The organism is Mycobacterium sp. (assembly GCF_049281135.1).
In the GTDB taxonomy this organism is placed as follows: domain Bacteria; phylum Actinomycetota; class Actinomycetes; order Mycobacteriales; family Mycobacteriaceae; genus Mycobacterium.
Map to the genome: position 1 here is coordinate 15,628 of NZ_JBAPRN010000329.1, position 24,979 is coordinate 40,606.

Consider the following 24,979-nt stretch of genomic DNA (forward strand, 5'->3'; position numbering starts at 1 on the left):
ATTAGAAATCGTGATTTCGATTCCGGTAGGGAAGGGCTATTTCATGGCTGTGTCGCTGCTTGACCAGCGCGAGGCTGCTCGATCGTTGGCTGAGCGCGGCATCCGTGCGCCGCGTGCGGGTCTCAACGAGGGGCAGCGCACATGAGACTTGTGCTCAGCGATGCCGCCGATGGGATCGCGTGGATCACGCTCAATCGACCCGAACGGATGAACGCCATCACCGTCGCGCTGAGCCGTGAACTGGAAAACGCGATCGTCGAGTTGGGCAACGACCCTGCTATCAACGTCGTCATCATCCGGGGTGCGGGGGGAAACTTTTGCGCTGGAGGCGATTTCGATGAAGTGGAGCTGCTGCGCCCCCAAGGGCCTGATGCATTGCGCCAACTGTTCGCGGCGTTCCGTCGCGCCTGCGAAGCCATCGCCCGCGTCGACGTCCCGGTGGTCGCGGCGGTCGAAGGCGTCGCAATGGCAGGCGGCTTCGAGCTGATGCAGGCCTGCGACGTCGCGCTGGTCAGTGAGGACGCCAGAATTGCCGACAACCACATCAAGTTCGGGTGGATCCCCGGCGGTGGCAGCACTCAGCGGTTGGCTCGGCTGGTCGGCCGCCAGCAGGCGCTGGGTCTGCTGTTATCGGGCGACCGGATCTCCGGCGCGGACGCGGTGTGTCTCGGCTTGGCATATCGCAGCTTTCCCCAGCCCGACTTCGATGGCGGCGTGCGACGGTTCGCCGCCGATCTGGCTACCCGCCGGCGCGAGGCCGTCACTTCCGTCAAGCGGCTGGTGTATGGCGGTCTCGAGGTTGCGTTAGCCGAAGGATTGGAAGCCGAAATCGATTCCGTGGTGGACCATATCTGCGGACACGCCGGACAGAACGGGGTGGCCGCATTTCGGCAGCGAGGAGTGAAGCCATGAGTGCTGCAGCAACCACCGCGCCAGTCGCGCTCGACGTCGCCGACGGCGTCGCTCGGCTGCGTCTCAATCGACCCGAGGCGTCCAACGGGATGAACGTCGAACTCCTCCGGGCGCTGCACGAGCAGCTACTGGCGTGTCACGCAGATCCCGCGGTACGAGTGGTTCTGCTTACCGGTGAGGGCCGCAATTTCTGTGCTGGCGGTGATATCCACACTTTCGAGTCCAAGGGCTCGAGTCTCCCGGACTACCTGCGCGAGGCGACGGCGTGGCTGCAATTGGCCACCGCTGCATTGATTCAGCTTCGGGCGCCAGTGGTGACCGCGGTGCAGGGTTTCGCCGCCGGCGGCGGCGGACTGGGATTGGTGTGCGCATCCGACATCGTCATCGCGGCGCGATCGGCGAAGTTCTTCTCGGGTGCGGTCCGGGTCGGCATGGCACCAGACGGCGGCTCGTCGGTCACGTTGCCCCAGCTGGTCGGTCTGCGTCAGGCGCTGCGAATTCTGCTGACCAACCCGACGTTGACGGCCACCGAGGCGGTTGAGATCGGGTTGATCACCGAGGTCGTCGACGATGACGAGTTACCAAGCCGTGCCGAACAACTCGCGACTGAGCTGGCAGCGATGCCCCCAAAGGCGCTGTCCGCCACAAAACGACTGGTTTGGAGCGGAATAGGTTCATCGGTCGAGCAGCGTCTGGCCGAAGAGGCGCGCACCGTCTCGGAGCTATCCGGGACCGCCGACGCACTCGAAGGCCTACGGGCTGTCATCGAACGTCGCAAACCGAAGTTCACCGGCCAATGAGCGCCGACTGTGTTCTGGTCGAAAACCGCGGTGCGGTAAGGGTTGTCACGCTGAACCGGCCCGACAAGCGCAACGCGATCGACATCCCGGTTCGCCTCGAGCTTGCCAAACTGCTGGAGGCTGCGGACGCGGACAGTTCGATCCGGGCCATCGTGCTGACGGGAGCGGGCCCGGCATTCTGCTCGGGCGGTGACATCGCGTCGATGGAGCCGATGGCGCTGGAGCCGGCCTTGAAGCGGGTACAGCTGGCGCAGAATGTAATTCGCGCGATTTGGAACACCCCCAAGCCCGTCGTCGCCGCGGTGGAGGGTTCTGCATACGGCGCGGGCGTCGCACTTGCCGCGGCGTGCGACCGTGTCGTCGCCGCGAGGGATGTGCGTTTCGCGACGACGTTCACCAATGTCGGCCTTGGCGGCGACATGGGAATATTCGCCTCACTGCCGGCGCGGGTCGGTATTGCCCGCGCTCGCCAGATGCTGATGATGCCAACCCCTATCGACGCGCCCGCCGCATTGGAAATGGGCCTCGTCGATGCGCTCGCTGAGCCGGGAACGGCGTTACAGGTTGCGCTGACCGATGCCGCGCGCCTGGCCGCCGGCCCTGCGCGAGCCTACGGGGCGATCAAATCGTTGCTCTCCGTGGCTACCTCACTCAGCCCTTTGGAGATCCTCGACCGCGAGGCCGAGAACCAGGCACGGCTGTTCGGTAGTGATGACTTCGCCGAGGGCGTCGAGGCGTTTCGCGCAAAGCGGCGTCCGGAGTTCGGTGCGGTGCGGCAATGACCGCAAAGCCTTGCAACGGCATCATCGCGCAACGTGTTTCGCGCGAGTTGTCTCGAGAGGAGCCATAACAGTGACGTCACTGATCGACTCGAGCGCTGCCGCCGGCAGTCGCTACGAGCGGTTGATCAAACACGACAAGGTGCACGGGTCGCTCTACACCGACCCTGACATCTTCGCCGAGGAACTACGCAAGATCTGGTACCGGACGTGGGTTTTCGTCGGCCATGAAAGTGAAGTGTCCCAACCGGGCGACTACATGCGGAAGCGGCTGGGGCTTCAGGATGTCATCCTGACCCGAGACCGGGACGGGCAGCTGCACTTGCTGCTCAACCGTTGCGCGCACCGCGGCAATCAGGTCTGCGCCGATGCCAAAGGTAACTCGTCGACTTTCCGCTGCCCGTACCACGGGTGGACGTATCGCAATACCGGCGAGCTCGTCGGCTTCCCGTTTTTCAAGGGCTACGGCCAGCGCGAGCTGGACCTGGGACTGGGGCGGGTGCCGCGGATGGACACCTACCGTGGCTTTGTGTTCGGCAGTTTTGCCGCCGACGGACCCAGCCTTGCTGAGCATCTCGGTGCGGCCGCCGGCGAGATCGATCGGCTGGCCGCGCTGTCGCCGGAAGGTGAAGTCGAGCTCACCGCCGGTTGGCTGCAGCATCAGACGCGAGCCAACTGGAAACTGTTGGCGGAGAATGAAACCGACGGGTATCACCCGCAATTCGTGCATGGATCAATATTCGGTGTCACCGGCAGTCCTATCGGTGCTCTGTACAGCGATTCCTCGATTGCGGTGACGCGGGACCTGGGCAATGGTCATAGCGAAAACGACCTGCGACCAGAGTTCCGGAAGTTTGGCGAGCCGATGCGCTGGTTCGGCACCACCGAGGACCGGGTACCGGACTACGTCGCGGCGATAAGAAAACGCTACGGCGCCGAGGCCGAGAAGATCCTCGTTGAGGGCGGCCCCCACGTGATGATATTTCCGAACTTGTTCATCGCCGAGATCCAGGTATTCAACATCCAACCGGTGGCGGTCGGTGAGTGCGTGCAGTACTCCACGGCCGTCCAGCTGGCTGGCGCGGCGGAGTTGAACAAGCGGATGGTCTCGCAGTGCATGGGCTCGGTGGGACCTGCCGGCATGTTGCTGGCCGATGACACCGAGATGTATGAGCGTAACCAGCTCGGCCTCGAGGCCCTGACGCCCGAGTGGCTGGACGTACGTCGCGGCCTCAACAGGGAACGGCTCGACGAGAACGGCTTCACCATCGGCGGCGCCACCGATGAGACCGGGATGCGCGGTTTTTGGTCGCACTACAAGACTCTGATGGAGACGCAAGCGTGACCGCCGCCGGCGACGATGCAGTGGGGGCACCTCCCGCTTGCGAGGGACGAAGCGACGAGGAGGAGCGGCGCATATGACTCGAGCGCTGAACAATGCCACCGCACCGGGGCCGGTACCCGACGGCTTCGACCGCTGGGAGGTGGAGCAGTTCCTGTACCGGGAAGCGCGCCACGCCGACGAATCCGACTACGACGCCTGGGAGGCCTTGTGGACCGACGATGCGCTCTACTGGGTCCCCGCGGCCTCAACCAACGACCCGACGCGCGAGATGTCGGTGATCTATGACAACCGCAGCCGCATCGCCACCCGACTCAAGCAAATCCGCACCGGAAAACGCTACGCGCAGTCCCCGCCGTCCAACCTACGGCGATTGCTATCCAACATCGAATTCCTCGGCGGGCGGGCCAATTCCAGCGGTGGAGTCGACCTTGAGGTAGGCGCGAACTTCATGGTGCTGGAATCCCGTGCCCGCGGCACCCACCTGTGGGGCGGCCGGGTAACCTACCGGCTGCGTCGCCGGGACGGTGAGTTGCGCTTGGCGTACAAGAAGGTCGTCCTGGTGGACAATGACCGGCCGATTCCCACGCTGGGCTTCCTGATCTGAGCCATGATGACAATTGAATTCGATGACGCTGATTCTGCGGACGTGCCGAACGTAGTCGGCAATGAATTCGCCCAAGTTGCAGTAAAGTTCGATACCTCAGCCAATACTCCACGGCTACGGTTGGAGGACCTGCGGTCCGGTCGGGTGCGCTACCTCGATGCGCTGGAGCTGGAAACGATCATCTGGCTGCCCGAAGAGCGTCTGACCGAGCTGATGGATCCGTCCGCCGGACGCTGGCGGGGCGACGAGTGAAGCGGGCCGCGATAGTCTCCCCGCTTCGCACTGCCGTCGGGGCGTTCGGTGGCAGTCTGCGTCCGGTACGCGCCGAGGATCTCGCTGCGAGGGTTATCGAGGCGGTGGTCGAGCACAGCGCTGTCGATCCAGCTGCCATCGAGGACGTCGTCTTCGCGCAGTCCTACGCCAATTCCGAGGCGCCGTGCATCGGACGGTGGGCCGCACTGCACGCCAACCTGCCGATCAGCGTGCCTGGACTGCAGATCGACCGGCGCTGCGGCGGCGGACTACAGGCCGTCCTCACCGCAGCGATGATGGTGCAAACCGGTGCCGCGGACGTCGTGCTGGCCGGCGGTGTCGAATCGATGAGCAATATCGAGCACTACACCACCACTGCTCGGTGGGGGTCGCGGTCCGGCAACCAGATGCTCTATGACCGGCTTGATCGCGGCCGCGAATTATCGCAGCCGGCCTGGCGGTTCGGCGCGATCAGCGGCATGATCGAGACCGCCGAAAACCTGGCGAACGACTACGGTATCGACCGCGAGGCCGCCGACAGTTTTGCGGCGCGCAGCCACCAGCGGGCTGCTGCAGCTCAGCGAGCGGGCCGGTTCGACGACGAGATAGTCGCCATCCAGGTGCCGCAGCGCAAAGCTGAGCCGGTGGTGTTCGAGCGCGACGAGGGCATCCGTCCGGACACCACGCCGGAGACGTTGAGCCGGCTGCGCCCGGTCATGGCGGACGGCACGGTCACGGCCGGTAACTCCAGTCAGCAGAACGACGCCGCGGCAGCCTGCCTGGTGGTCGCCGAGGACCGGCTCGATGATCTCGGCCTGGAGCCGCTGGCCTACCTCGAGGGTTGGGCAGCGGTTGGCTGCGAGCCGTCGCGGATGGGCATCGGACCCGTCGGCGCCGTGGAAAAGCTTTTGCGGAGAACGGGTTTGGGGTTGGACGACCTGGCGCTGATCGAGGTTAACGAGGCGTTCGCGGTGCAGGTGCTGGCCGTGCTGGCCGGTTGGGGCGTCAAGCTCGACGACGTCGAGGACCGGTTGAACGTCAACGGTTCCGGCATCTCGCTGGGACATCCGATCGGCGCCACCGGGGTGCGGATCCTGGCGACGATGCTCCATGAGCTGCGTCGGCGGGGCGGCGGCCTGGCGCTGGAGACCATGTGTATCGGCGGCGGTCAAGGCATCGCCGCGATCTTCCGCGGCGCCCCGTCATGACACCGTTGGTCGGCTATGCCAGCTACCTGCCCCGCTATCGGCTGGCCGGCGTCGACATCGGGCTGCGCCGGGGTGATCGGGTCGTCGCAGCGTTCGACGAGGACAGCACGACCATGGCGGTGGCCGCCTCCGCCGATATACCTGGTGTCCGCGCCGCGGCCGGGCTGTATTTCGCTACCAGCACGCCGGCCTACGCCGACAAGACAAACGCCACCGCAATTCACGCCGCGCTCGGTCTGCCCGACGATTGTCTGGCGGTCGACTTGTGTGGTTCGGGCCGCAGCGGGTTTGCCGCTCTTCTCGCCGCCGCGAACACCGGTGGCCTCGCGGTCAGCGCTGACGTCCGGGTGGGCCGGCCCGGATCGGCCGACGAGAAGCTCGGCGGCGACGGCGGGGCCGCCCTGCTGTTCGGCGATGCGGGTCCCGCCATCGCCGAGGTGATTGCCACCGCATCGTTGACGGCGGAATTCCTGGACCGTTGGCGCGCAACGACTTCGGTGACCGGAGAGCAGTGGGAGGAACGGTTCGGCGCCGAGCGGTACGCAACACTCATCCGTGCGGCGGTCGAGCGCGTGCTCGACACCGCCGGGCTGGCCGGTGCCGACCACGTGGTGCTCACCTGCCCGAACAGCGGGATCGTCAAGCGAGCGGCGACCTTGGTGAAGGGGGAGAAGTCGGTGGTCACCTCACCGATCGGCTTCTCGGGCGCCTGCGACGCCGCACTCGCACTGTGCAGTGTGCTGGACATCGCCGATGCGGGGGACAGCATCCTGGTGCTGTCGGCGGTCGATGGCTGTGACGCGATGCTGCTGCGGACCACCACTGCGCTACCCAAGGCGCGCCAACCGCGGCCGGTCACTGTGCAACGGGCCGGCGGCTTGCCAGTCGCGCACTTGACATACCTATCATGGCGCGGGCTGGTCGAGCTGGAACCGCCGCGCCGTCCCGAGCCGGACCGGACGTCGGGGCCGGCCGCCGGGCGATCCACGCCGTGGAAGTTCGGCCTCTCCGGTTCACGCTGTGACGCTTGCGGTTTCGTTCACTTGCCGCCGGCGAGGGTGTGCAAGGGCTGTGGCGCAACCGACCGGATGAGCGTCGTACCCGTCGCGGGCTTGCACGGCATCGTCGCCACCTACACCGTTGATCACCTGGCGTACTCACCGTCGCCGCCGGTCGTGCAAGCCGTCGTCGACGTGACCGGTGGGGGCCGATTCACCTGCGAGGTGGCCGACGCCGAATCCGAACGAATCCAGGTCGGCTCGACCGTGGGATTCACCTTTCGGCGGCTGTTCACCGCGGGCCACGTGCACAACTACTTCTGGAAGGCTCGATTGGACGGGAAACACGATGGCTAGCAACGGAATAACCGGCAAGGTCGCGGTGGTGGCCATGGGTTGCTCGCGGTTCGGCGAGCGGTGGGACCGTTCTGCCGATGACTTGCTGGTGGAGGCGGTCGCCGAGTGTATGACGTCGGTCCCGAAGCTGGACACGGACGACATCGATGCGTACTGGCTGGGCACCCTGAGTTCGGGAATGTCGGGTCTGACCCTGAGCCGGCCATTGGGCATCGGGGACAAGCCGGTCACTCGGGTGGAGAACATGTGCGCCAGTGGATCCGAAGCGTTCCGCAACGCGTGTTACGCGGTGGCCAGCGGTGCCTACGACGTCGCGATGGCGGTCGGGGTGGAGAAGCTGAAAGACTCCGGATTCTCGGGGCTGCTGCGCCAGGACCCGCCCGGCGATGGCACCGCGCCCGAACTGTCGATGACTGCACCCGCTGCCTTTTCGCTGCTCGACCCGGCCTACTGCGCGAAGTACGGCGTCCACGCTGAGCAGATGCGCGAAGCAATGACACACGTGGCATGGAAGAACCATGCCAACGGTGCTCATAACCCCAAAGCACAGTTCCGGTCTCCCGTCGCTAAGGAGACCATCGACAAGGCGCCCAAGGTGGCCGGACGGCTCGGCGTGTTCGACTGCTCGGGGGTGTCCGACGGTGCCGCGTGCGCGATCATCGTGCCCGCCGAGCGCGCGCGTGACTACACCGAAACGCCGATGTACGTGCGGGCGTTGTCGCTGGTCGCGGGCTCGGGTCGGGGCGCGATGGACCCGGGCTACGACTACACGAGCTTTCCCGAAGTTGTGCGCTGCGCTCGGGATGCCTACCAGCAGGCGGGAATCGACGATCCCCGCACCGCCTTCTCCCTGGCCGAGGTGCACGACTGCTTCACCCCGACCGAGATCGTCCTGATGGAAGATCTCGGCTTCACCGATCCCGGTCAGTCTTGGAAAGATGTGTTGGCCGGCGATTTCGACGTCGATGGACGATTGCCGATCAACCCGGACGGAGGGTTGAAGTCGTTCGGGCACCCGGTGGGCGCCAGCGGTCTGCGGATGCTCTACGAGGCCTGGCTGCAGTTCCGCGGCGAGGCCGGCCAGCGGCAACTGCCCGACCCGCACACCGCGCTCACCCACAACCTGGGCGGCCGGCCCGGCAGCTGTGTCTCATTCGTGTCGGTCGTGGGCCGCGAGGCCGGTCGCTAAGGCAGCGCCTGTGGCGTCACGGCGCCCTTGTCGTCGCGAACTGTGGTACCGCGGCTTGCTGAGCTGACCGCCTTGAGCGTGCCGACGGACCGTCGTGGTGGATCATGATATTCGTCATTCGGGGGGCCAGTTGTGCACCGGCGAAGGTCGCGGCAACACCAACAACAATGGTGTACGTGGCGGCCAGGGCGGCGACCCGAGAGCTGGTGCCGGAATGAAGCGCAGACACTGTTGGCCAGGTGACAAACGCGTAGGACACATACATCGAACCGAACATGACGAATGGGATCGCTGAAATCACCCACTTGGTCCGGAAACTCATGAGCAACAGGATCAACAGTGCGGGCACCAGGTCGAACAGGCGGTTGGTGCTGATGAACCACAGCGGAAGCGGGAACCAATGCTGATTGAAAAACGGCTGATTGTCTCCATAGTAGGTATACAGCTTGGCGATCTTGATGATCGGAATCTCAAGCAGCAGGTCAGCAATCGCGATCCCGCCAAAGATGTAGAGGAAGTCCCGGGGGCGGCAACCGTTGCGCACGCGCTGGATAATGAACAGCGACCCGCCGCCGATGAACCACAGATAAACGGGCGCGACCCAAAGCGGAACATGGGTGCCCCAGAACTGTACCAGTGGCCATGCCCCGTGCTCGGCGTACCAAAGTTTGCCGGCCCGATCGACCGCGCCTTCGAAAATAACAGCTCCTAAAGCTGCGCTGCACAGAATCACGCTGCGGAACAACACTTCCCACCAGTCGCGGTGGCGTATCGGACTGCGCAGCGCCAGGTAGATCGTCAAACCCGCGACGCCGAAGTGCAGCACCCCGAAGATCCACTGCCACAGCGGGTTGACCACCATATCGATCGGGGCATCTACCGGCGGGCTCATCTACTGCTCCTTTCTCCTTATCGTCGGCCGCTCAGGTAGCCGCGGACGCGATTGGGACCGAAGCGGTTTCATGTGCTTCAGCATCAATCGCTTTGAGCAGCCAGATAACGTTGACGGTGAACTGGACGACGAACACGGTCGCGGGGATCCAGAACACGAAGATCCCGTTCCAGGCGAACGGTCCGGATTTGAAGAACTGCAGAATCGCCGCCGGGGTGAACACGATTGGTGCCCAGATGTTGAGATAGCCCAACCAGCGCGGGAAGAGCGGGGTGCTCCGCGGGTCGCTGAGGATGGCAAAGGCGAAGGCGAAATTCTGGGCCATGAACGGCGGCCACGGCATCACCAGCAGGATCCAGCTCATGTCGTTGAGCAGGAGGGTGGAGTCGTCGGCCCGGTCTGGGCGAAACGCGGTGATGGCAAAGAACATCGCAGGAACCAAGAAGGTCAGGCAGGCGAACGCTCCGGCGATCGACTGGGTGTTGACCACGGTGCGATGCACGCCGGGGATGCGGCGCATCTGCCCGGAGATGACCGCGCTGTATGCAGCGTAGAACGCGCCGCTGAGCAGCATGATTCCCGCGCCGAGTCGAACCCCGCCGGCATGGTCGCGGTAGTGCGCCGCGATTTGGGCCGCCGACCAGGACGGCGGCAATGGCGGAATGAAACCCGCTGCCACGAATGCGCCGAAAAACATTAGCGGACAGACGATGCCGCTGACGGCGCAGACGCGCTGAAAGGTCATTTGTGGGTTCATGTCTCCACTTCCGTCCAGTCGCCGTCGCAACCCTCGACATTTCCGCTCACCGGCTCGTGGGTGGCTTGGTTGACAGACCACACCCGATGGCGCTTAGTATAGTAAGCACTATATAACTATCTCCGCAAGCGCCCAGAGAAGGCTTGCGCGAAAGGATCAGGTGATGGCTCTCGATGCTGCCGTTCCGGATGTGTTGATCGTGGGGGCGGGTCACAACGGACTGACCGCCGGCTGTTATCTGGCCCGGGCCGGACTGCGGGTACTGGTGGTGGAGGCCGCCGATGCGGTCGGCGGGATGACCTCGACGAGACCGGTGCTGGCGCAGGCGCCCGGCCACCTGGTGAACGAGGGTGCAATGGATTCGTCATTGTGGCGTACCACCACCATCGCCAAGGACCTACAGTTGGACCGATTCGGGTTGCGGGAGTTGGAAATCGAAACCCCGTACGCATACCTCGACGGCGATGGCAGTTCGCTGTGCATTCACCGCGACCCGGTCCGCACCGCCGACGAGATCCGCCGATTCTCGCCAACCGATGCGCGGGCCTATCTCGAACTGGCCAATGCGCTGGACACGGCGATGAACGTGGTCGTGCCCTACATGAACTCCAACCCAATGCGCCCTCGGCTGGGCGGGATCATTGGTGGTGCGCTGAAATCCGTCCGGCACCCGAGCGGGGTGGGCCCGCTGGGTCAGTTCCTGACTGCTTCGCAGGCCGAGTTCATCGACAGCAGATTCGGGGACCGGCGAGTCAAGGCGCTGCTTGCCGCCGTGCCGTGTTTTGCGCCGATCTTCGCCGACGGCACCGCCTGGGTGCTGATCTACTTCGGGTTGATTCACCGTTCGGGTGTGGGGCGGTTTGAAGGCGGCACCGGGGCCATCACCGACGCTATGGCGCGCTGCTTCACCGCCGCCGGCGGGCAATTGCGGTTCGGCGCGGTGGTCGACGGGCTGCTGATGCGCGGCGGCAGGGTGGCAGGTGTGCGGCTGGACACCGGCGAGCACATCACCGCCGGCCAGGTGATCACCACCAACAACGTCAAGGTGACCCTGTCGCAATGGGTGCCGGACGGGGTGCTCAGCGATGAACTCGCTCACCGCGTGCGCCACATTCCCACCGCATCCACCAACGCGTCGTCGTTCAAGATCGATGTGGCGCTGGGCGGGCGCGCCGCCGTCTCGGCCCACCAGGCCAACCGGCGCGACCGCGTCGACCTGCGCAAGCCCGCGCTGTGCCTGACCAGTTTTGACGACCATGTCGAGGCCTGGCACGCCTGCGCCCGCGGCGAGGTCCCCGACCCTGTGCCGGGGTTTGCCATCCTGCCCACCGGCATGGACCCCACCCAGGCCCCCGACGGCCAGGACACGTTCTGGTTCTGGTCGGGTATCACCCCGGCCAACCCGACGCGGCCGTGGTCGGAACTTGCCGGGCCCACCGCCGACAAGGTCCTCGAGCACACTGCCAAATACATCGACGGGCTGTCCGAACTCCAAATCGACCGCCGCCAGCAGAGCCCGCAGGACATCGCCGCGCGTTTCCGCTCTCCCGACGGCAACGTCTATCACGTCGACCCGGTCGCGACCCGATTCGGGCCCTTGCGGCCCGCACCGGGATTCGCCGGGTATCGCACCCCGATCGACGGACTGTTCATCTCCGGCGGTGGCACTCACCCCAGTGCCGGCATCTGCGGGATCCCCGGCCAGCAGGCGGCTCGCGCGGTATTGCGCACCCGGCGAGGCGCCGGTCTGACGGGCCGGGTCGGGGGCGGCCGATGATCACATTGGCGCCACGTCTCGACGGAAGGCTCACCTGAAAACCCTGCCCAACAAGGCGTTTCGTCGAAAGGAATCATCCTATGACCACCAACACCAGCGACACGGCACAACACCACGACGTGTACCGGCACCGCATCTGGCTCGCCTGCATCTGGGCATGGCCGGTGTGCCTGCTCACTTTCGGCTTCTTTTTCGTCGTCGTCGCCGGGTTCATTCCTCCACCTGGCGAGTCGTGGAGCGCAGTCCACATCGCCGAGTTCTATGCGAACAACCGCACCGGGATCCGCGCCGGGCTGATCGGCTCGATGTTCGGTTCCGCGCTGCTGTTGCCGTTTTATACCGTTGTGTCGGCCGAAATGAGAAAGATCGAGGGCCCCAACGCCCTGCTGGCGCCCATCCAATTTGGCGGTGCGGTGATGTTGACGGTGATCTTCCAGATCATCTGCCTGTTCTGGTTGCTGGCCAGCTTCCGGCCCGACATCAGCCCGGAGATCATCCGCGCCTTCAACGACTATGGCTGGCTGGTGTGGACCATCTTTATCCCGACCTACTCGATGCAATACGTCTGCATGGCCATCGCCGCGTTTATCGACCACCGTCGCCAACCGGCCTGGCCGCGGTGGGCCGCCTACGGCAACCTATGGGTCGCAGTTACCGGTGCCGGCGGCGTCCTGTCGGTGTATTTCAAGACCGGCCCGTTCTCTTGGAACGGCATTTTCGGCTTCTGGATCCCCACGCTGGTCTTTGTCGCCGGAACGTGCATGAATGCCGGGCTGCTGCACCGCCGTCTCAGCTACGAGTCCACAGCCGGAGCGGGCTGACACGCCGCTCCTCACCACCGGACGCCGCGGCGAGGATTACCGTGAACCGGTGAGCAGCACCGAACGCGCCCGCACCAGCGTTCACGGGCAGGGCCGGACGCTGATTTTGCATGCCGCACGAGAAGTCTTCGCCGCAAAGGGATTCAAAGGCACCTCGACCCGGGACATCGCCCAGCGTGCCCAACTTACCGAAGTGATGATCTTCCGCCACTTCGGCACCAAAGCCAACCTCTTCCACGAGGCGGTGATCACGCCCTTCACCGAGTTCATGGACGACTACATCAGCGACTACCGGTCCCGGGAACACGGAAAACTAAGCCCCCAAGAGGAAGGAATAGCGCTCTACACCGGGCTATTCAACGTACTCCACGGCGAACGTGAACTCCTGCTCACCGTAATGTCGGCACATCAGTACGGCGAGCTCAGCACCGATGCCTCCGCCCAGATCAACGCCGCCTTCGACCGATTACTGGCCCTCGTCGAAGAAGTCGTCGCCACCGAGGCCAAAGAACGCCACTTTTCCGACTTCGACCTTCACCCCACGGTGCGCGCAATGTTCGCCATGGTGCTTTCAGCTGCCCTGCACGGGGATTGGATGGGACTCGGTAAGAAAGTCTCCTACAAGCGCATGATCGATGCCATGACGAGACTCACCGTCCGCGGCCTGCGCGTGCCGGCAGACGAAGGCTGACCCGGCTTCAGGCTTCGAGGTGCGCTGCACGGCGGCAAGGGGATGGCGCATCAAGCTCAACTGGGGGGGACCGAGGTGAATCGGCCGGCATCGAGCGCGTCGAGCAGCTGAGCGACGATCCACTCCAGAGCGGCCTGGTCGGGAGGTAGAGTCGCCTGCTCGTAGCCGACGAGCAGGTAGACCGCCCAGTCGGCGAATAGCTGCGCCTGCCGTTCGTCGCGCAAGATCTCCAACGCGGACTCGCGCAGGATTTGGTGGCGCTCCTTGTCGACGTCCACTTGTACCGCATGCACATCGGAATCCGCGCTGCTCCAAGCCCGGATCGCGGCTTCGGCGCGGTGCGGCAGATTCAAGCCGACGTCGATGATGGTGCCGATGCGCTGTCGTGGATCGGGTTCTGTTCGAATCCACTCGACCAGCCGGACCGTGTTGGCCTGCCGCCAGTGCTCCACCAGATCTTTCGTGTACGTCGGCCAATTGTCGAAGTAGTGATAAAACGAGCCGGTGGTGACCCCGAGCCGATTGCACACCTCGGCCAACTTGAGCCCGCCATAACCAAGGTCGGAGAGCACCGCTAGGCCCGTCTCCAAGTAGGCCAGCCGGGACGCACCGCTCACCATGGCTTGGACTCTAGCTGGTAATCGGAGTGTCAAAAGTGCTTGCCAGACGCGTTGCGCGAGAACGCCGGGGTGCCTGACGCCCATCGATATTTTAATTTGGGTTAAACTGGGCCGTCAGCGCGTCAACACCGGTGGAGGAAGCAGAAGTGTCTGGAGTGCAGGACAGGGTCGTGATTGTCACCGGAGCAGGGGGAGGGCTGGGCCGCTCATACGCGAAATTCCTTGCCGCCAACGGCGCACTCGTCGTCGTCAACGACGTCGGCGGGGCTCGAGACGGCTCTGGATCAGGTCGCAACATGGCCGACGCGGTGGTCGAGGAGATCAGCGGTGACGGCGGCAGGGCAGTCGCCAATTACTCCAGCGTGGCCACCCGGGAAGGCGCCGAGGCGATTGTCGCGACCGCGATCGAGCACTTCGGGGCCGTGCACGGAGTGGTCAACAACGCGGGGATCCTTCGGGATGGCGCGTTCCACAAAATGACCGACGAGAACTGGGATGCCGTGCTCAAAGTGCATCTTTTCGGCGGCTACCAGGTTACTCGGGCGGCGTGGCCATACCTGCGTGAGCAGAAATTCGGGCGGGTGGTGATGGCGACCTCGACCAGCGGGATATACGGCAATTTCGGTCAGGCCAACTATGGAGCCGCCAAGCTGGGGTTGGTCGGTCTGGTCAACACTCTGGCGATCGAAGGTGCCAACTATCAGATCACGGCGAATGCGGTCGCTCCGATGGCGGCCACCCGGATGACGGCCGATATCGCGCCCCAGGAAGTCCTGGACAAACTGGACCCGGACCATGTCGCGCCGACCGTCGGTTACCTGGTGTCCGAAGAAAATCAGGAATCCGGCTCGGTGTTTGTCGTTGGCGGCGGTTTGGTGCAACGGGTGGCACAGTTTCAGAATGACGGTGTCACGTTCGGTGACCCCCCGAGTCTGGAAGAGATCACCAAGCGCTGGGCGGAAATCAGTGACATGTCCGACGCGAAGCTCGGCAGCAATCCGGTGGGATAGCAACGCCCCAACATGGTTCGGTCCCGCCGTTGATCACCGACATCGAGGCGCGAAGAGATGCACTGCGCCAGCGCTTCCCGGTGTGGACAGCGCAGACACTTGCCGGGTGGCTTGACACCTGCGCCGGCCGGTATGGCAGCCGCCCTTTAGTGCTGAGCGACGACGGGCAGCTTGGCTACTCGGACGTGGCAGCCGAGTCCCGGCGGCTGGCCGACGGTCTTGTCGCACTCGGTGTCCGCCCGGGCGATCGGGTCGGCATGGTCATGGCGAATTACCCGGAGTTCGTCACCGTGAAATTCGCGATCGCTCGAGCCGGGGCGATCGCGGTCCCGCTTAACTTCCTCTACCGGCAGGACGAATTGCGTTACGTCCTTGCCGACTCGGCATGCCGGGTAGTGGTCACCATGACCGGTTTCCGCGGCCTCGACTACCAATCGATGCTGGATGGGATCGCGCCGGGCTGGGATTCATCGACGCCGGACACGCCGTGGACCGTCGTCCTGCTCGACACCGATGGCCGGGCGCGGCCGGGCTGCTTAACGGTGGCCGGCCTTGCCGCTCTCGGAGACGAGAATTGCGGCACCAGCGCCGGTTTGGTCGTTGATTCCCTCGATTGCAGCGACATGTTGTACACGTCCGGCACCACCGGCTCACCCAAGGGGGTGTTGGTCACCCACGACGCAGTGCTGCGGACCGCGTACGCATCGGCGCTGACGCGTGCCTACGAGGACGGCAGGCGCATCCTGTTCTCGCTGCCCTGCTATCACATGTTCGGTTATATCGAAGGATTGCTGTCGATCATGTTCGCCGGCGGGGCGATCATCCCGCTGACTGTATTCAGCGCTGAGGGTTATTTCGCGGGCATCGAGCGCTACCGGGCCAGCGACATCCTGTGTGTTCCCACAATGGCTGTCGCGATGATCGAAAGTGCGGCCCGTGACCACTACGACCTCGACTCCCTGAACGCGATTTTGTGCGGATCGGCGCCGGCGCCGATCTGGCTGTGGCGGCAGATTGAAGAAGACTTCGGCATCAGCGAGATCGTCACCGGCTACGGGATGACCGAGTGCGGTGGCGCGATGACACTGACGCGGCCGGAAGATCCGTTGGACCTGACATCCGAAACCGCCGGAAAGCCGAAAATGGCCGGTGCCGCATCGGTTCCGGGAACCGACGCTCTCGTTGTCTACAAGGCAGTGGATCCGCAAACGGGCGAAGATCTGCCCAGCGGCGAGGAAGGCGAGTTGGTGTCATCAGGACCGACCGCGATGTTGAGGTACTGGAATCGGCCCGCGGAGACCGCGGCGACCCTGCGCGACGGGTGGCTCTTCTCCGGAGACCTCGGTCGGGTGCGCGCCGACGGCTATCTCCAGGTAACCGGCCGGCGCAAGGAGCTGTACAAAAGCGGCGGCGAGCTGGTGATGCCCAGGGAGATTGAGGACCTGCTGGCCGCGCATGACCAGATCAGCCAGGTCTTCGCCGTCGGTTTGGTGGACGACCGTTGGGGTGAGATCGGTTGTGTCGTCGTCGTTCCGGTAGCTGATGCGACGCTCACCGAAAACGATGTGCTCGATGTGTGCCGGGCGAAGCTGGCGCGCTTCAAGGTGCCCAAGCGCGTGGTGTTCTACCGTGCAGAGGATCTGCCAACCACGCCGACCGGCAAGGTTCAGAAATACAAGCTCATCCAGCAGCTCACAGCGACGAGGCGTTGAAGTTACTGCCAATCGACCAGTTCGTCGGCCAATTCGGGGGATGCGTCGAAGATGGCCTCGGACGCCGAAGCCATGTGTTCGCGCATCAGCCGCCGCGCGGAATCGGGGTCCCCATGTTGGATCGCGTCGGCGATCCTGATGTGGTCGAGGTGCAGCCGAATGCGGGTCTCGGGGGTGAACAGGTTGGCCCCGCCGTGGGCGGTGCGGCTGCTATAGATGTGGCTGGCGGATTCGGAGATCAGGTCCAGTACCGGATTCGGGCTGATCTCGCGCACCAGGGTGTGAAACTGGCTGCCCGAATCGACGTAGGCCTGACTGGACAGCGGGCCCTCGCTGACCCGGGCCATCCCGCGCCGGCTTTCCTCGACCATCTCGGCAATGGCCTCTTTGCTCGCGAGGCCTTCGCCGACCAGCAGGGCTGCGCGTTCAGCGGCCAGCGGCTCGAGGTAGATAACGGCCTCGGTGACGTCGCGCATAGTGGCGTGCAGGACCTGCAGGTGCATTGTCATCGTTTCGCCAAAACGTTGCGGTGCCGAGGATCCCACGATGGGGCCTCCGCCGTTGCCGCGGCGGATCTCGATGATGCCTTGCAGTTCTAGGAGTCGCAGGGCCTCGCGGATCGATGCTCGGCCGACGCCGAATTGGGTCGCCATCGCCTGCTCGGTGGGCAACGGGCTGCCCGGCGACAAGTTGTCGATGGCGATGCGCCGCACGATCGACTGAGCGACGCCAAGCGAGATCTTGCCGCGCCGGATCCGGTCGACGATTTCGTGGCTGGCCGCGGTGGTGGTGGCCGGGTGCATATGCCTCATCTTCCTCGGTGGTGGCCGTCGATGGCGGGCCAACTCCAGGTGCCTTGACTTTATGTCGACCCGCCACGTACGTTGACCTCAAATACTCGAACATTAGGATACTCCGGGAGTGTAGTGGCTTCGTTGTCCGGGCGCGTTGCGTTCATCACCGGAGCCGCGCGGGGGCAGGGCCGCGCTCACGCAGTGCGACTGGCCGCCGACGGCGCCGACATCATCGCGGTCGATATCTGTGCCAACATCGACACCATCCCCTACGACATGGGTAGTCGCGAAGAACTCGATGAGACGTGTCGCCTCGTGGAGAAGGAGGGCCGCCGCGCCAGCGCTCAGGTCGCTGACGTGCGCGACATCGAGCAACTGCGTCGGGCCTTTCACGATGGCACGACCGCGCTGGGTGTGGCGCAGGCCGACATCGTGGTGGCCAATGCCGGCGGATGCGCCTACCCATCGGAGGTCGACGAGGTTCGCGCCTTTCGCGACGCACTGGACGTCATGCTGGTCGGAGTCTGGAACACCGTGAAGGTCACCACGCCGGCGCTGGTCGAGGCCGGACGTGGCGGGTCGGTCGTGATGACCAGTTCGACCGCCGCAGTCAAGGGATTCACCGGCGGGTGGGGCGGGTTGGACGGCTACACCGCGGCGAAGGCCGGAATCTTGGGCCTTATGCGGGTTTTCGCAAACCTCCTGGGGCGCCAGAACATCCGGGTCAACGCCATCCTGCCCACCGGCGTCAACTCGGGCATGGTGCAAAACGCCGCTTTCGAGAACTGGATCGGCGAAGCGGCGGCGAACCCGATCAGCAATCTCAGCAACGTGCTGCCCGGCGTAACGCTTATCGATCCCAGTGACGTCGCCGACGCGCTCGCCTGGCTGGTCTCGGATCAGGCGCGGCAGGTGACCGGTGTATGCCTGCCGGTGGACGCTGGATTCTGCAACGCATGAGCCGAGAAGCGAAGTCGACTCCCGGCCCACGGGACCGCGCCCCCGAACGCTCTGACGACGATCACGACCTTTTGACCTACGGCGAGGCCGGGGCACGGCTCCATCAGGAGATCGAGTTGCAACAACAGCACCTGGCCCGGTTGCGGGCCGACGGTGCCCCTGGGGTCGAGGAAGCCCAGAAGCGTCTGAAACTGTTGCTCGACACCGCCGAACGCAACGCTCGTCAGCCCATCAACGACGCGAACTTCGAGCGGTTCTTCGGCTATCGCGGCACGGCTCGACGCGGCACCTGACCGCGGTCGGGTCAAATGGCGGCGTGAGTTGACCGACTACTAAATATAGGTATATTTGTAGTATTGCCGATCACATGTGGGGCTAGCCCCACGATTGGAGGACCACGATGCCTCTGCAGGATCACCATCAGATCATCTCCGTGGATGACCACCTCGTGGAGCACCCGCGAGTGTGGCTCGACCGGTTGCCGCGCGGCCTGCACGATGTGGCTCCCCAGATCAAAGAAGTCAACGGGTCCCAGTTGTGGCACTACAACGGCGACGCGTATCCGACGCTGGGCCTCAATGCCGTGGCGGGCAAGCCGCGCGAGGAATGGGGCGTCGATCCGCTGCGCTACGAGGACATGATCCCGGGATGCTACGACCCGGTGGCGCGCGTCAAGGATATGGACGTCGATGGCGTGCAGGCCGCCCTGTGCTTCCCGTCGTTCCCGGGGTTCGCCGGCAGCACCTTCTTCCGCGCCACGGACCGTGATCTCGCGGTCCTGTGTGTGCAGGCATGGAACGACTTCTACATCGAGGAATGGTGCGCCGCGGCTCCCGACCGCTACATTCCGATGGGCATCGTCCCGTTCTGGGACATCGATCTGGCGGTCAAGGAGACCGAACGCCTTGCGTCGATGGGTGCCCGGACCATCTCCTTCCCGGACACGCCGGTGCCCTTCGGCTTGCCGTCCTTCCACACCGATCACTGGGACCCGTTGTGGCAGTTGTGCTCCGATGCCGATATCCCGTTGTCACTGCACTTCGGGGCCGGGGGCTATGTGCCCGGATTCTCCTTTTCTGGTGCTCCGTTCGTCGCGAGTACGCTGCAAAGCAACGCCGTACCCTTTGCAGTGGCGATCGCTGTTTTCGCGACCAATTCCTGGTGGACCACCGTCGATCTGTTGTTCTCTGGCAAGTTGCAGCAGTTCCCGAACCTGAAGTTCTCCCTGGCTGAGGGAGGCATCGGATGGGTGCCCTACATGTTGGAGCGCATCGACTTCACTTGGGAACGTCACCGCTACTACCAGGACATCGACTTCGATACCCGGCCATCAGAATTGTTCTACAGGCAATTCTGGACCTGCTTCATCGACGACGAGCACGGTCTGATCAATCGCGACAAGGTAGGCGTTGACCACATCATGCTTGAAAGCGATTTTCCGCATTCAGATTCCAACTGGCCCAACACCCGCAAGCGTGCGGCCGAGGTGCTGGCCATGGTTCCCGATGACGAGGTGGCCAGGATCGCCGAAACCAACGCTCGCGGGCTGCTGCGCTTTCCGCGCAGTGCCTGATTACCACCCTGGCTTGTCGAGAAAGGACCGTTGCTGTGGCTGAACGCGCTAGTGGTCTTTACATCAACGGAAAGTGGACCGACGGAACCGGTTCCGAACAGATCTCGGTGATCAACCCGGCCACCGAGACCGTCATCGGAACGGTGCCGCAGGGAACGGTCACCGACGTCCAGGAGGCGCTGCGCGCCGCACGCGCGGCGTTCGACGACGGACCGTGGCCACGGATGTCACCCCAGGACCGCTCGGCGGTGTTGACCCGGATGGGGGAGAGCATCCAACGCCGCTATGACGAACTGGTCGAACTGAACGTCGCCGAGACCGGCGCGACCCGGATGCTTGCCCACCACCTGCAGGTCGGCATCCCCGTCTCGGTGTGGATGGACATTGCGACCCGCGTGTTGCCCAAGTATGAGTTCGAAAAACCGTTGGCGCCCAACGTGGTTGCCGGGTTGGGTATCGGCCAGGGCATCGTCGCGCGTCAGCCGTTTGGCGTCGCGGCGCTGATTACCCCGTTCAACTTTCCGTTCCTGCTCAACGTGTTCAAGGTGGCATTCGCCTTGGCTGCCGGGTGCACCGCCGTGCTCAAACCGTCGCCCTACACGCCGTTCGAAGCGTTGGTGTTCGGCGAGATCGCCGAGGAGGCCGGCCTGCCAGTTGGTGCGCTCAACGTGGTGACCGGCGACCTGGAGGCCGGCGCCGAACTCACCCGCAATTCCATGGTCGACATCGTCAGCTTCACCGGTTCGGATGCGGTCGGACGTAAGGTGTACACCCAGGCCGCCGACAGCCTCAAAAAGGTGGTCCTCGAACTCGGCGGTAAGTCAGCCAACATCATCTGCGAAGACGCCGATCTTCAGGCCGTGATACCGAACGTGGTGGCCAACACCATCACCCACTGCGGGCAGGGGTGTGCGATCCTGTCGCGCACTCTGGTGCACGCGTCGCGTTACGAAGAGGTGGTCGGCGCGGTCAGCGAGGCACTGCGCCACGTCAGCATCGGCGATCCCGCGGACCCGGGCGTGATGATGGGCCCGCTGATTCGCGAGCAGCAGCGCACCCGCGTCGAAGCACTGATCAGCCAGGCTGTCGACGAAGGTGCCGAAATCGCTTACGGCGGTGGTCGTCCCGCCGGACTCGAGCGCGGCTTCTTCGTCGAGCCGACCCTGTTCACGGGCGTCAGTAACGACATGCGCATCGCGCAGCAGGAGGTTTTCGGTCCGGTCAACGTCATCATCCCGTTCAGCGACGACGACGAGGCGGTGCGCATCGCCAACGACAGCGACTACGGCCTTGGCGGCGGCGTCTGGTCAGCGGATACCGTGCGCGCCCTGGGGATCGCACGTCGACTGCACACCGGAGGGGTCCAGATCAACGGCGGCGGCGTGGGTCTGTCTCAACATGGGCCATTCGGCGGATACAAAAAGAGCGGACTGGGGCGGGAGTTCGGCGCGTGGGGCATGGAGGAGTACCTGCAGCACAAGACAATTGAGTGGAGCGCGCGGTAGCGGCACTGGTGGTCGAACCCTTCCGAGACTCAGATGATGGCGCCGCTGATCTTGAGCTCCAGTAGCCGCTCGTCGCTCATACCGTGTGCGCGCAGCAACTCATCGGTGTGCTGGCCGTGATCCGGCGCCGGGGCCAGCTCGGCTGCGGTGCCGTCGAACTGGATCGGGGCTGGAACCAGCGGTAGCCGCGCGCCATTGTCGTACTCCACCATGGTGAAAAAGCCATTGTCCCAAGCCTGTTGGTCATTCAGAGCCTCGCGCGGTGATTGCACGACACTCCACTGACCATCCTGGTTGGACAGCGCCGACGTCCAATGAGTCAGCGGATGTTCAGCGAACAGCTCATCGAGTAATTGCACGGTCTTCTCGACGTTGGCCAAGCGGACCTCGGCTGTGGCCAGGCTGGGATCCGCCACCCAGTCGGGACGCGCGACCGCCTCGCAGAAGCCTGGCCAATACCGGTCGGCCTCGAGCATGGCAAGGAAGATAAACCGCCCGTCTGCGGTGCGGTAGACGTTGGCCAGCGGGTTGCCGGGCCGGCGCCGGTCCGCCTTGGGGAGATGGTCACGGTCGATCACGTAGCTGCCGGCGATGGTCGACTGCATGGCCCACAATCCAGCCGCCAGCAGCGATGCGTCCACCACCGACCCCTTGCCGGTGCGCTCCCGGTGAAACAGGGCAGCGGCGATCCCGCCGGCGAGGTTAAGACCGGCCTGAATGTCGCCGACGGCCGGCCCGGGCAAGTTGATGGGGTAGTCGTAGTCCTTCGGCATGGCCGCGATGGCCAACCCCGTGCGCGCCCAATAGGAGATTCCGTCGAAGCCGCCGCGGTCCGCGTCGGCGCCGCGAACTCCGTGGCCGGTCCCGCGGGCATAGATGATGTCGGGGTTGCGGGCGTGGATGTGTTCGGCGTCGATCCGCAGCCGGTTGCGGGCCGGCCCGAGGAAATTGGTCACGAAGACGTCGGCCTCATCGACAAGTGACATCAGCACCTCGTAACCTTCCGTGTGTGCGATATCAATTCCGGCGCAGCGCTTTCCGCGATTGAGAACCTCCCACAGCATGGTCACTCCGCCGTCGCCGGGTTTGACACCGAATGCCGTCAACCCCCGGATCGGATCACCGGTCTCGGGGTGCTCGATTTTGACCACGTCGGCACCCCAGTCGGCCAGGACGCTGGCCGCTGCCGGCACGAACCCGTACAGAGCCACCTCCAAAACCCGCACTCCCTTGAGCACTTTGGTCATTGCTTCTCTCCTTTGTGATGGGATACCGGCTCCCATTGCGGCAGTGCGATCCCGGTTGCAGTGTGGTCGAACCGAATTCGCAGCTGCTGGCCCTCGACGAGGTCGGGATCGCCGTCGAGTCGTCCCAGCAGCCGCACCTGCGGATACTGGCGCAGCGCGACGAGCACCAAGGTGTAGGGCACCGGGAATGCCGGATGCACTGCGTGGCGCACAACGGCCCATGAGTACACGGTGGCCGCAGGCTCGACCTCGCGCCAGCAGGTATCGGTCGAACCGCAGCGGGGGCACTGCGGGCGGGGTAGGTGAATGGGTTGGTGGCATTTGGAACACAATTGGATCGCCAGCGCGCCAACCTGGGCCGCTTGCCAGTAGCCACCGGTGTCGGGGTCGTCGACGACGGGCGTCAGCTCAGCAGTCATCACAACGGCTATCTGGCCGCCGTCAACAGCAGCGCGCCGGTTGCCGTCGGCAGACCAGAGGTCACCAGGCACACCTCGGCGTCGCTGACCTGGTTGGTCGAGGTTCCGCGGATCTGTCGGACCCCCTCGACGATGTGGTTGAGGCCGTGGATGTAACCCTCCGAGAGATTCCCGCCCGCAGTGTTGATCGGCAACGCACCGTCGAGGCCAAGGGCACCGCTGGCGGCGAAGGCCCCTCCTTGTCCTTTGGCGCAGAACCCATAGTCCTCGAGTTGCAGCAACACCGTGATGGTGAAGCAGTCGTAGAACTGGGCGACGTCGACGTCGGCAGGGCCAAGACCGGCGCGGCGGTACAACGTCTGGGCCACCCGCGCCGACGGCTGGCTTGTCAGGCTGTCGCGCATCAGCGCGGAAAAGACCAGTCCCGGTTGCTGTTCGGCGTCACCTCCTTGTGCGGCAGCGCGGATGAGCACCGCCGTTGCGGCACCGTCAGCGGCCCTGTCGGCCGCGGTCACCACTACCGCACATGCACCGTCGGTCTCCTGGCAATAGTCGAACAGCCGCAGCGGGTCGGTGACGGGCCGCGACGACAGGTAGTCGTCGAGGCCCATCGGCCGGCCATACATCTGCGCAGCCGGGTTGTTGTTGGCGCGGTCCCGGCACGCCATCGCGATGGCGCCCAGCTGCTCGGGCTGGGTACCGAACTCCAGCATGTGCCGCCGTGCTATCAGCGCGAACATCTGCCCGGGTGCCAGCAGACCGTACGGGAGGAAGTACTCGTCATACGATCCGTTTCCGCCCACCGGCAGGTCGGCGAGACGGCCCTGCCCGTAGCGTGCTCCGGAGCGCCCGTTTAGCGAGCGGAACACCAGCACGCTACTGGCCAGGCCGGCGATGATGGCCGCGCATGCCTGAGCGATCATTCCGGCCGGCGCTGATCCCCCGGTGCCGGTGGATCCCCAGTAGTTCAATGCGGGTAGGCCCAAGACGTCGGCCAGGTCGTTGTGGCGGACGTTGTCCTGCTCACACCGCACGATGCCGTCTATGTCGGCCGGGGCCAGCCCGGCATCGGTGATCGCTGCCGATGCGGCTTCCGCCGCCAACGCCACCTCCGTGCGCCCAGACCTGCGGGTGAAGTCGGTGGCGCCGATGCCAACGATGGCGCACCGGTCGCGCAGGGGGTGCGCGGGCGGGAGGCCGACAGTGCTCACCGAGACAGCGTAGCGTCAAATGGACCTAATATGCCAGTATTTGACTCGGGTGGGGCGATAGGAGGCAGCGTGCAAAGAGCAGTAGCCACCCGGGTGGCGAACGGGCCGGTGGCTGACGTCATCGAGGTCATTGCCGAGGATGATCCGGCGCCTCGGCCCGGATGGACCGTCGTCGAGGTCAAGGCCGCAGCGTTGAATCGCCACGACTTGTGGGCGATTCGTGATGGCGGCGTGAGTCCCGACCGGTTCCCATTGGGCCTGGGCTCCGACGTGGCCGGGGTGACCACCGAGGGTCGGGAGGTGCTGGTGCACGCACTCGTCGCTCCCAATGCCTCCGGCGCGGCGGGTGAACTCCTCGATCCCGGTCGGGTCATGCTGGCCGAGGCAACCACCGGAGCATGCGCGACACATGTGGCGGTGCCGAACCGCAACCTGGTGGACAAGCCGGCCGAACTCAGCTTCACTGCGGCGGCGTGTCTGCCGACCGCGTGGTTGACCGCCTACTCGATGTTGTACCGGAAAGCGCAGATCAGGCCTGGTCAGACC

26 protein-coding genes are annotated in these 24,979 nt (G+C 64.7%); 19 read left to right on the forward strand and 7 right to left on the reverse strand.

Features of this window, described 5'->3' with window-relative positions; genetic code table 11:
* Nucleotides 1-141 precede the first annotated feature (141 nt).
* From WAN02_RS13360 to WAN02_RS13400, 9 genes are all read left to right on the forward strand, one after another.
* Nucleotides 142-912: an enoyl-CoA hydratase/isomerase family protein gene (locus WAN02_RS13360; RefSeq protein WP_422264669.1), complete on the forward strand. Its 771-nt coding sequence runs from the start codon at nt 142-144 to the stop codon at nt 910-912.
* On the forward strand, nt 909-1,712 hold the full coding sequence (locus tag WAN02_RS13365; protein ID WP_422264670.1) for an enoyl-CoA hydratase/isomerase family protein: 804 nt from the start codon (nt 909-911) through the stop codon (nt 1,710-1,712). Before WAN02_RS13360 ends, WAN02_RS13365 begins: the two co-directional genes overlap by 4 nt.
* Nucleotides 1,709-2,494 carry an enoyl-CoA hydratase/isomerase family protein gene (locus WAN02_RS13370; protein ID WP_422264671.1) on the forward strand — a complete coding sequence of 262 codons (786 nt, stop codon included), beginning with the start codon at nt 1,709-1,711 and terminating at the stop codon, nt 2,492-2,494. Before WAN02_RS13365 ends, WAN02_RS13370 begins: the two co-directional genes overlap by 4 nt.
* A 70-nt stretch (nt 2,495-2,564) precedes the next feature.
* A complete protein-coding gene (locus WAN02_RS13375) occupies nt 2,565-3,836 on the forward strand; it encodes an aromatic ring-hydroxylating oxygenase subunit alpha (protein ID WP_422264672.1) in 1,272 nt (423 codons plus the stop codon).
* Nucleotides 3,837-3,909: 73 nt separating this feature from the next.
* Nucleotides 3,910-4,440 (forward strand): aromatic-ring-hydroxylating dioxygenase subunit beta, encoded by a 531-nt coding sequence (locus WAN02_RS13380; RefSeq protein WP_422264673.1) that lies wholly within the window; start codon nt 3,910-3,912, stop codon nt 4,438-4,440.
* Nucleotides 4,441-4,446: 6 nt separating this feature from the next.
* A complete protein-coding gene (locus WAN02_RS13385; RefSeq protein ID WP_422264694.1) occupies nt 4,447-4,692 on the forward strand; it encodes a hypothetical protein in 246 nt (81 codons plus the stop codon).
* On the forward strand, nt 4,689-5,900 hold the full coding sequence (locus WAN02_RS13390) for an acetyl-CoA C-acetyltransferase (RefSeq protein WP_422264674.1): 1,212 nt from the start codon (nt 4,689-4,691) through the stop codon (nt 5,898-5,900). The genes WAN02_RS13385 and WAN02_RS13390 overlap by 4 nt, the downstream gene beginning before the upstream one ends.
* Complete coding sequence (locus WAN02_RS13395; protein WP_422264675.1) at nt 5,897-7,255, forward strand: zinc ribbon domain-containing protein; 1,359 nt, start codon at nt 5,897-5,899, stop codon at nt 7,253-7,255. The genes WAN02_RS13390 and WAN02_RS13395 overlap by 4 nt, the downstream gene beginning before the upstream one ends.
* On the forward strand, nt 7,248-8,444 hold the full coding sequence (locus tag WAN02_RS13400) for an acetyl-CoA acetyltransferase (protein ID WP_422264676.1): 1,197 nt from the start codon (nt 7,248-7,250) through the stop codon (nt 8,442-8,444). The genes WAN02_RS13395 and WAN02_RS13400 overlap by 8 nt, the downstream gene beginning before the upstream one ends.
* Nucleotides 8,445-8,460: 16 nt before the next feature.
* Here WAN02_RS13400 and WAN02_RS13405 read toward each other — a convergent pair whose 3' ends face one another.
* Complete coding sequence (locus WAN02_RS13405) at nt 8,461-9,306, reverse strand: hypothetical protein (RefSeq protein WP_422264677.1); 846 nt, start codon at nt 9,304-9,306, stop codon at nt 8,461-8,463.
* A gap of 61 nt (nt 9,307-9,367) precedes the next feature.
* Complete coding sequence (locus tag WAN02_RS13410; RefSeq protein WP_422264678.1) at nt 9,368-10,081, reverse strand: hypothetical protein; 714 nt, start codon at nt 10,079-10,081, stop codon at nt 9,368-9,370.
* 130 nt (nt 10,082-10,211) lie between these two features.
* Between WAN02_RS13410 and WAN02_RS13415 the strand changes: the two genes are divergently transcribed.
* The 3 genes from WAN02_RS13415 (at nt 10,212) to WAN02_RS13425 (ending at nt 13,382) form a co-directional block, all read left to right on the forward strand.
* Entirely contained in the window at nt 10,212-11,870 is a 1,659-nt protein-coding gene (locus WAN02_RS13415; RefSeq protein ID WP_422264695.1) for a phytoene desaturase family protein, read from the forward strand.
* Nucleotides 11,871-11,950: 80 nt separating this feature from the next.
* Complete coding sequence (locus WAN02_RS13420) at nt 11,951-12,691, forward strand: hypothetical protein (protein ID WP_422264679.1); 741 nt, start codon at nt 11,951-11,953, stop codon at nt 12,689-12,691.
* Between the two features lie 49 nt (nt 12,692-12,740).
* Nucleotides 12,741-13,382, forward strand: coding sequence for a TetR/AcrR family transcriptional regulator (locus WAN02_RS13425; RefSeq protein WP_422264680.1), 642 nt, complete (start codon nt 12,741-12,743; stop codon nt 13,380-13,382).
* Between the two features lie 56 nt (nt 13,383-13,438).
* On the opposite strand, the gene WAN02_RS13430 is transcribed toward WAN02_RS13425, so the two are convergent.
* Nucleotides 13,439-14,002: a TetR/AcrR family transcriptional regulator gene (locus WAN02_RS13430; protein ID WP_422264681.1), complete on the reverse strand. Its 564-nt coding sequence runs from the start codon at nt 14,000-14,002 to the stop codon at nt 13,439-13,441.
* A gap of 146 nt (nt 14,003-14,148) precedes the next feature.
* Between WAN02_RS13430 and WAN02_RS13435 the strand changes: the two genes are divergently transcribed.
* Together WAN02_RS13435 and WAN02_RS13440 are read left to right on the forward strand one after the other, a co-directional pair.
* Nucleotides 14,149-15,012 carry an SDR family oxidoreductase gene (locus tag WAN02_RS13435; RefSeq protein WP_422264682.1) on the forward strand — a complete coding sequence of 288 codons (864 nt, stop codon included), beginning with the start codon at nt 14,149-14,151 and terminating at the stop codon, nt 15,010-15,012.
* 32 nt (nt 15,013-15,044) lie between these two features.
* Nucleotides 15,045-16,724, forward strand: coding sequence for a class I adenylate-forming enzyme family protein (locus tag WAN02_RS13440; protein ID WP_422264696.1), 1,680 nt, complete (start codon nt 15,045-15,047; stop codon nt 16,722-16,724).
* 2 nt (nt 16,725-16,726) lie between these two features.
* Here WAN02_RS13440 and WAN02_RS13445 read toward each other — a convergent pair whose 3' ends face one another.
* Nucleotides 16,727-17,527: a FadR/GntR family transcriptional regulator gene (locus WAN02_RS13445; RefSeq protein ID WP_422264683.1), complete on the reverse strand. Its 801-nt coding sequence runs from the start codon at nt 17,525-17,527 to the stop codon at nt 16,727-16,729.
* Nucleotides 17,528-17,650: 123 nt separating this feature from the next.
* Here WAN02_RS13445 and WAN02_RS13450 point away from each other — a divergent pair, with 123 nt between their 5' ends.
* The 4 genes from WAN02_RS13450 (at nt 17,651) to WAN02_RS13465 (ending at nt 21,556) form a co-directional block, all read left to right on the forward strand.
* The gene (locus tag WAN02_RS13450; RefSeq protein ID WP_422264684.1) at nt 17,651-18,478 is read left to right on the forward strand and encodes a mycofactocin-coupled SDR family oxidoreductase; all 828 of its coding nucleotides are present in this window, start codon (nt 17,651-17,653) and stop codon (nt 18,476-18,478) included.
* On the forward strand, nt 18,475-18,771 hold the full coding sequence (locus tag WAN02_RS13455; RefSeq protein ID WP_422264685.1) for an acyl-CoA synthase: 297 nt from the start codon (nt 18,475-18,477) through the stop codon (nt 18,769-18,771). Before WAN02_RS13450 ends, WAN02_RS13455 begins: the two co-directional genes overlap by 4 nt.
* 107 nt (nt 18,772-18,878) lie before the next feature.
* Complete coding sequence (locus WAN02_RS13460; protein ID WP_422264687.1) at nt 18,879-20,051, forward strand: amidohydrolase family protein; 1,173 nt, start codon at nt 18,879-18,881, stop codon at nt 20,049-20,051.
* 35 nt (nt 20,052-20,086) lie between these two features.
* Nucleotides 20,087-21,556, forward strand: coding sequence for an aldehyde dehydrogenase family protein (locus WAN02_RS13465; RefSeq protein WP_422264688.1), 1,470 nt, complete (start codon nt 20,087-20,089; stop codon nt 21,554-21,556).
* 29 nt (nt 21,557-21,585) lie between these two features.
* On the opposite strand, the gene WAN02_RS13470 is transcribed toward WAN02_RS13465, so the two are convergent.
* The 3 genes from WAN02_RS13470 to WAN02_RS13480 are packed head-to-tail and all read right to left on the reverse strand — an operon-like array spanning nt 21,586 to nt 24,433.
* Nucleotides 21,586-22,803: a CaiB/BaiF CoA transferase family protein gene (locus tag WAN02_RS13470; RefSeq protein WP_422264689.1), complete on the reverse strand. Its 1,218-nt coding sequence runs from the start codon at nt 22,801-22,803 to the stop codon at nt 21,586-21,588.
* Entirely contained in the window at nt 22,800-23,222 is a 423-nt protein-coding gene (locus tag WAN02_RS13475) for a Zn-ribbon domain-containing OB-fold protein (RefSeq protein WP_422264690.1), read from the reverse strand. Before WAN02_RS13475 ends, WAN02_RS13470 begins: the two co-directional genes overlap by 4 nt.
* An 8-nt stretch (nt 23,223-23,230) precedes the next feature.
* The gene (locus WAN02_RS13480) at nt 23,231-24,433 is read right to left on the reverse strand and encodes a thiolase C-terminal domain-containing protein (protein ID WP_422264692.1); all 1,203 of its coding nucleotides are present in this window, start codon (nt 24,431-24,433) and stop codon (nt 23,231-23,233) included.
* Between the two features lie 69 nt (nt 24,434-24,502).
* Between WAN02_RS13480 and WAN02_RS13485 the strand changes: the two genes are divergently transcribed.
* On the forward strand, nt 24,503-24,979 hold a 477-nt coding region (locus WAN02_RS13485), incomplete at its 3' end, for an alcohol dehydrogenase catalytic domain-containing protein (protein WP_422264693.1).